Annotated in this window: 7 protein-coding genes; 3 read left to right on the forward strand and 4 right to left on the reverse strand. The window is 39.5% G+C overall.

All coding sequences use genetic code 11. The features are described 5' to 3' along the window. Positions 1-175: 175 nt before the first annotated feature. Positions 176-1195, reverse strand: coding sequence for a ferrochelatase (gene hemH / locus EAG18_RS13710; RefSeq protein ID WP_125252947.1), 1020 nt, complete (start codon positions 1193-1195; stop codon positions 176-178). Positions 1196-1429: 234 nt separating this feature from the next. Here hemH and EAG18_RS13715 point away from each other — a divergent pair, with 234 nt between their 5' ends. After that, complete coding sequence (locus tag EAG18_RS13715; RefSeq protein ID WP_125252948.1) at positions 1430-2983, forward strand: PAS domain-containing methyl-accepting chemotaxis protein; 1554 nt, start codon at positions 1430-1432, stop codon at positions 2981-2983. A 195-nt stretch (positions 2984-3178) separates the two neighbouring features. Here EAG18_RS13715 and EAG18_RS13720 read toward each other — a convergent pair whose 3' ends face one another. The 3 genes from EAG18_RS13720 to EAG18_RS13725 form a co-directional block, all read right to left on the reverse strand. Beyond that, positions 3179-4387, reverse strand: coding sequence for a site-specific integrase (locus tag EAG18_RS13720; protein WP_125252949.1), 1209 nt, complete (start codon positions 4385-4387; stop codon positions 3179-3181). 211 nt (positions 4388-4598) lie between these two features. After that, positions 4599-4751, reverse strand: coding sequence for a hypothetical protein (locus EAG18_RS22180; protein ID WP_185745600.1), 153 nt, complete (start codon positions 4749-4751; stop codon positions 4599-4601). Positions 4752-4966: 215 nt separating this feature from the next. Then, positions 4967-6088, reverse strand: coding sequence for a hypothetical protein (locus tag EAG18_RS13725; protein ID WP_125252950.1), 1122 nt, complete (start codon positions 6086-6088; stop codon positions 4967-4969). Positions 6089-6164: 76 nt separating this feature from the next. On the opposite strand from EAG18_RS13725, the gene EAG18_RS22380 reads away from it, so the two are divergent. Then, complete coding sequence (locus tag EAG18_RS22380) at positions 6165-6293, forward strand: hypothetical protein (RefSeq protein WP_275557295.1); 129 nt, start codon at positions 6165-6167, stop codon at positions 6291-6293. Next, on the forward strand, positions 6290-6430 hold the full coding sequence (locus EAG18_RS22185) for a hypothetical protein (RefSeq protein WP_185745601.1): 141 nt from the start codon (positions 6290-6292) through the stop codon (positions 6428-6430). The genes EAG18_RS22380 and EAG18_RS22185 overlap by 4 nt, the downstream gene beginning before the upstream one ends. Positions 6431-6749 lie beyond the last annotated feature (319 nt).

Consider the following 6749-nt stretch of genomic DNA (forward strand, 5'->3'; position numbering starts at 1 on the left):
AAATTGGTATAACAGACAAACTCGATGACTTTAACACCGAGCTTGCGCCACATGGTTTTGATCTTATATCCGTTTTGGAGTAATCGATAGTGTGGATTGGGAATATAATATAGAAGCGCCAGTGAGGATAGGGGATTTACCTCATCGGTAAATCCTCTGGTTAATTGCAACTGTTCTAAAGTAGCGGTTTAATAAGCGCCGTGATTGCTTTGATATGATCATCACGATCATTAAGCGCTGGAATGTAGCGGTATTTGTCACCACCTGATGACTCAAAAACCTCTCGGTTCTCAACTTCAAGTTCTTCCAGTGTTTCTAAACAATCAGCACTAAAAGCGGGACTCAATATTGCCACATCTTTTACTCCTTGACTTGGAAGGCTTTCTAACGTTTTGTCAGTATATGGCTGCAACCATTCTGCCTTACCAAAGCGACTCTGGAACGTAGTTATCACTTTATCTTTGTCTAACGCCAGCTTTTCAACCACAAGGCGGGTCGTTTGTTGGCAAAAACAGTGATACGGATCACCCCTATCTAAGAATAGCTTCGGAGTACCGTGATATGAAAATACCAATTTTTCTGGCTCTCCATGCACTTCTAAATCTTCTTTAATAGAGTTCGCCAGTGATTCTATGTACAGAGGGTGTTTGTGATACCCATTTATGAAGTGTAGCTCGGGAACCCAACGCCATCCTCGCAAGACTTTAGACACCTGATCAAAGGTTGAACCCGTTGTGGCACTGGAATATTGTGGATAAAGAGGAACGATAATAATCCGAGTCACACCTTTATTTCGCAGCTTTTCCAAGCCGGATTCTATGGAAGGGTTTCCATAACGCATCGCCAGTTCGACTTCTATATCGTTAAAGCCTTCATCACGAAGTTGCTTCTCGATCTTAGCAGTTTGGGCTTTACTAATGGTGATGAGCGGTGAGCCTTCGTCGGTCCAAATAGACTGATAAGCGTGGGCTGATTTCTTTGGACGAACTCGAAGGATGATTCCGTGCAAAATCATCAGCCAAATCAACCTTGGAATTTCAACGATGCGTGGATCAGAGAGAAACTCAGCAAGATAGACCCTAAGGGCTTTTGCAGTAGGTGCATCGGGGCTACCTAAGTTGGTTATCAAAATCCCTGTTTTGGAGTTAAATCTACCTTCATGTGGGTTATCAGTAATTGCTGAAAAGCGAGACACCAAACGCTCCTTAGGTTATTATTCAAGTGCTATTATTTTACAAGAAAGCTTGTACGTGAGTAAGCCCAATTTAGATCTAAACTCGATCAAATCAATTTGCGCCGCGAAATCACTCACACTATAGTTGTAATTATCGTTAATTAATCCCTTCTCTATTGCTATTCAGTGTGTGAGGGCGTATTTTCCTGCATTCACAAAAGGAAAATAAAATATCTGTAGTTTTGGAATATTTAAATGAGAACCAACCACCCAATAACTCAAAGAGAAAAAACGTTTTCTCGTGACGTAAAACTGATTTCAGTCACTGACCTAAAAGGCAATATTATTGACTGTAATCAAGCACTTATCGACATTAGCGGCTTTTCGCGTGACGAGTTAATTGGTCAGCCTCACAACCTTGTTCGCCATCCAGATATGCCGCCTATTGCTTTTGCTACAATGTGGAAGCAGCTTAAAACTGGTAAGCCGTGGATGGGGATCGTAAAAAACAGATGTAAAAATGGCGATCATTATTGGGTAGACGCGTACGTGACTCCAATCACTGAAAATGGCCAAATTGTTGGTTATGAGTCAGTGAGAAGCTGCCCTGATAGGTCAACTGTTGAACGTGCAAGCCAGCTATATAGCAGCGTAAACAGTAACAAAAGCGGTGGCATAGGCCTGCCGAAACTACGGATCATCTGGCCTGTTTTCAACATTATCTCATCATTATTGCTGTGGTATTTTGTTTCCGAGTCCGCCGGATTCTTCTGGCTAATGGCAAATATGCTCGGATACTCAGCTTATGCAACTTGGCGCGATAAAGAACAACTAAAACGCTTAGAATCTGAGCTTGCTCATAGCTTTTGCGACGAAATTTCACAACAAGTTTATTCCACTTGGGATGGCACGATGGCGTCTATCCAAGTACGCTTAAAAAGCGAACGCGCCCATCTTGACACTATCCTTACCAGGGTAGAGCATGCCGCGCAAAACGTTTCAAAAGGTGCACATACTGCCAGTAACGAAGCACAAGCAACCTACGCAGACCTACAAAAGCAACAATCTGAAACCGAGCTTGTAGCAACAGCAATGAATGAAATGACCACAACTATTAATGATGTCTCAAATAGCGTTCAGCTGAGCGCCAAAGATGCACAAAATTCATTGGAGTTGACGTCTCAGACAGAGCAAATCGCCAACAAAACCAAAGTCGCATTTAGCGACCTGAGTAACACAATCTCGGATATTCGCAGCTCCGTTGAAGGCGTTTCTAAACAAACTGATAAAATAGCGGCAGCCGCACAAATTATCGAACAAATTGCAGAGCAGACAAATTTGTTAGCACTAAATGCCGCCATCGAAGCTGCAAGAGCAGGAGAGCAAGGTAGGGGCTTTGCCGTAGTCGCAGACGAGGTAAGGCATCTAGCACAGCGTACTCAAGAGTCAACAAAAGAGATCCACGCTATCATCGAAGAGCTAACTAGCAGCACACAAGCATCTGTTAATATCGCTCAACAAGGTCAGGAAGAATCTCTTCACGGTATTGATCAGCTGAACCAAAGTACTGACATGCTTCAGCAAATTACTCAAGCTGTAATACAGATAAGTGATATGTCCATGCAAATTGCAACATCAGTTGAACAGCAAGCAACCGTATCAGACGATATTAACCAACAGGTAGTCAATATTGCTCAACTTGCAAATAATAGTCTAGATAGTGCAGATAAAGTGCATCAAGAAAGTAAAGATTTAGAGTCAATTGCAAAAGAGATGCACGAATTAATTGTACGATTCAAGCGTAATTAGCCGTGATAAAATTATGAACATCCATATGCCACACATTAAGTAATGTGTGGCATTTTGTTACGCTAATTTAACCTCTGAGTAAGTATTCCACTTCGTTTTTCCCGTAGCCATACCTGTTGTAACACTCGCAGAAACAGTAGGTTAGACACCATTTTTAATTTTTTGTAGCAGCAGATCTAGATTGTATTGATTAGGCTATATTTTTCGTTTTAGCCCAGATTTTGCTCGCTCTTTAATATTGGTTTGAATATAAATTTGGTCTGTAGTTGCAATTTTTGCATGCCCGAGATCTTCTGATAGGTGCTTAAGCGGGCGGTGCTGTGCGTCGTGAGTCGCACCAGTGTGCCTCAACCAATGTGATGTTGCGGCTTGTAATTGCTCTGATTCTTCTGTGAATCCATCCTCTTTTAACTTATCTACTGCCAAATCAAAGCTCTGCTGAACTATACGCCGTAATTGGCGAACATTCATACCACCTTGTCCGCGTAACTTATGGATAATCGGATATGGCTCATCAACACGTGGGAGGGCACTTAAACCTCGATAGTGGCGATAGCGTTTTAAGTAACCAATAAAATCTTCACTTAATGTCACGTCTCGCAACTTATTACCTTTACCCATGATCCTGAGATACCAAAAGTCATCTTGATCTTGCCAAAAGTGGCTCATAACAGGAGACCAATGAGGGCGATCTGAAAGTTCAGAAATACGTAAATATAAACCTTTTAAACACGCAAGAACGAAAAGGTTTCGCTCTAAATCCGGTTGTTGCTCACATAAGTCACGGGTGACTCCGAATACGTATTCCCACTGTAGATCACTCAATGTGTCGGGAAGGTTTATTTGTGACTGTACAACCAAGTAGGGACTATTTTTCTTTACCACAGGAACAAAATTGGTGAATGATTTTTCCTCCAAAATTGCAAACTTATAAAACACGTTAAGTGCCGTAAACATTGCGGCCAATGTCTGTTGGCTCGCACCATTTTCTTTTAGAACAAAAGGGCGCCAATTCTCGTTAACTCTACGGATCCCTTGGTCTTGTTTGTAGCGCCATTGAACAGAAGTTTGCGTCCATGCTTTGTCCGGCTCAACAACAAAATCAACATATGCTTCAACATCTTCACGTTTTAAATCAAATACAGACTTTTGTGCTATCAGCCATGACCACAAATAAAAACGCTCAAGCTCATTACGGAACCGATTAAAAGTAGCCTCTGATTTACGACCGTAAACATACAAAAACTGAAATAGAAACTGCAGTTCCGCTTCAACAGGCAAAGATTTATTATGCACGACTAAGAATTTAGCCAACTCTGGATATTCATGTGCTAACGTATTATCTTCTAGATGCGCGATTTGATACCTAAGTTGCTTAAAAGTATCGACTAAAGGCAGAACCATAAAAAGTCCGATATTGGTTAGTATTGGACATATTATAGTAACGATAACACGCATAATGCAACCCAAACAAAACAACCCATAATTTACGTTATGTTAAATAACCTGAATAACGACATTTTGACGGGTGTTAAACCCTGCTTTCCAACACTCCACAGAAGCCCTCATTGAATATGTAAAACATAACAATGGGAACTTCTGTGATTCACGGAAATTAAAATACAGTTCTGACTTTTGCTTTAATCTCCCAACGACCGTCCCCCAATTGAGATAGCAATTCGTAACCCTTAAGTTCGTTAAGCACTCTACCTAAGTCAGTCTCATCGAGTTTACGAACTCCGAGGTAGTCAGCATTTTTGATTTTCATCAATTATGCGATTAGTTGCATGAAGACCTTAATTTTTTGTATCAGCTTTTTATTCTTGGTCGCGAGAGGGAGTGCAACTATCAACGAAACACGTTACACACCCATTTAACGTGTTTATTGGTGTATTTTCGTGGTCGCCCTACCTTCTGTGTAGCTGGTGTGACCCGAGTTCAACTCTGAAATGCGGCACTCTTCTTAAAATGAAGCAACCGCAACTATGGAGTGAGCACGCCTGATAGTTTAAATTCGTTAAACCTACTATTTACTATATCTTTATATTCAGGATACCGACTAAACAAATCCTCAATGTCTCTTGGGTGAATACCATTTTTAATCAAATCTGATTGTACATAAGTAAAAATATTGACTAAAAAATAGGATTCTAAGCCTAAGTGTTGCTTAGCATCTTTGTATGGTAGTCGAAGGATTGCAAGGTAAACTCTGAAATCTTCTATAGTGAATAAGTCGCCAGCTCTCCATCTTTGAAACCTCTTTTTGATTGCATTGGTATCTGGATTAATAAAATCAATCTCTGCATATTTGGGGTGTTTATTGATTAAGGTTTCATCTCTTGCTTGAGCAGTTAATATATCTCGATAAAATTGTTCCCAAGAAATCTTTTCTTTCCCATATTTATCTTTTGCCCAAGCAGCTTTTGTGTTTTCTAGAAGAACTTCTGAGGATGGTATCAATAAATGTTCTTGTTTTTTTATTTCATGACGAGGTAATACTTTCTTTAGTATGCTATTCACATCACTCTCATTCAGAGCTTCTAATCCAAGTTCAATTAAAGCGCAAACATACATAGTTAAGCTAGAAACGTAACTGGCAAGTTCATCGACTGAAGGCTCTGGAAACGTAATCTTAGCAACAAGCCATCTCTCTAAATAACTATCTATTTGGGGCATCTGTTTGTAAACAGTCAGCTCTTCAATAATTGCTCTCTCTACTTCACAATGAGCATGGATAAAATCAAGGTATTTGCTGGCAACTTCATTTTTGCAGTATCCGTTCAATTTATAACCATTAATCATAGAATCAACTAGAAACCAAGCACCAAGAGTCTTCAAGTCAATCTCTTCAATTGGTGTTGTAGGCAGCATCTTCTCATCAAAGTTTAAAAATTTGGATAATTCATTTGTTATTTCGTGATCAACTTCTGAATTTCTGATTTTCCGAAAGATACTTTGATCATGCGTAATTGAAGGGTCTTGTTTACATACCCTTGCAAGTTTGACAAATAAATCTGACTCTGAGGTAAAACAGTTTATTCCTTTTGATAAGAGGTTTGGTAGCTGATTAAAAATAAAACCAAGATTAAATTGTTCGTGAATCATATTTCATTGAAATGTCCCTTTTTTCATTTTGCTATTAAGACACAATTTAGTTGTGGAAACAATCGAGGAGGATGATATGAAACCACAAGATAATAGTTCAAATATGAAAAATGCAAACAAAGATTCTAATGGTGTAAACAAACAGTATTCACAAGTACACGGCAATAGAAGTAAGCAACTTAAACAGCAAGGAGATAAGAAATGAGCAGAACACCAAATGATGACCGAAGTGATAGTATGAATTCAAATAACGATGCTTATTGGGATAGCTTAGATAATCATGCTAACCAACTGAACCCAAACCATGATGAATATCGTGGTGGCGATGATGACGAAGAGTAATTAATTATTCATGCCTTCCTACATTATATTGATGGAAGGCTTTAGAGTTATGTTTCTTTAGATTTACTAAATCATAAAAGGAATAAACAGGATGTATTAAGGGAGGTAGAAAGTGTGGCCACAACGTTTCAATGCTACCATATATATCAACACCTTAGAGTGAGCGTTCATTTATAAAAAAGCGAGGAACTCCCCTCGCCTTTATTTTAACGCTACTGCATTAATGGTTATTGGCAATTAGCGACATAGGTTAAATCGTTAATATGCTCCGGTGCGTCCATGATATAAGTCGCTTCGCCTGTATTGGCATCTAGCGTAT

The organism is Pseudoalteromonas sp. J010, assembly GCF_003934235.1.
Taxonomy (GTDB): domain Bacteria; phylum Pseudomonadota; class Gammaproteobacteria; order Enterobacterales; family Alteromonadaceae; genus Pseudoalteromonas; species Pseudoalteromonas peptidolytica.

Excerpts from the sequence above, each read along its gene's own strand:
- EAG18_RS13715 (WP_125252948.1), top strand. The coding sequence starts at position 1,430 with ATGAGAACCAACCACCCAATAACTCAAAGAGAAAAAACGTTTTCTCGT.
- EAG18_RS13720 (WP_125252949.1), bottom strand. The coding sequence starts at position 4,387 with ATGGTTCTGCCTTTAGTCGATACTTTTAAGCAACTTAGGTATCAAATC.
- EAG18_RS22180 (WP_185745600.1), bottom strand. The coding sequence starts at position 4,751 with ATGAAAATCAAAAATGCTGACTACCTCGGAGTTCGTAAACTCGATGAG.
- EAG18_RS13725 (WP_125252950.1), bottom strand. The coding sequence starts at position 6,088 with ATGATTCACGAACAATTTAATCTTGGTTTTATTTTTAATCAGCTACCA.
- EAG18_RS22380 (WP_275557295.1), top strand. The coding sequence starts at position 6,165 with ATGAAACCACAAGATAATAGTTCAAATATGAAAAATGCAAACAAAGAT.
- EAG18_RS22185 (WP_185745601.1), top strand. The coding sequence starts at position 6,290 with ATGAGCAGAACACCAAATGATGACCGAAGTGATAGTATGAATTCAAAT.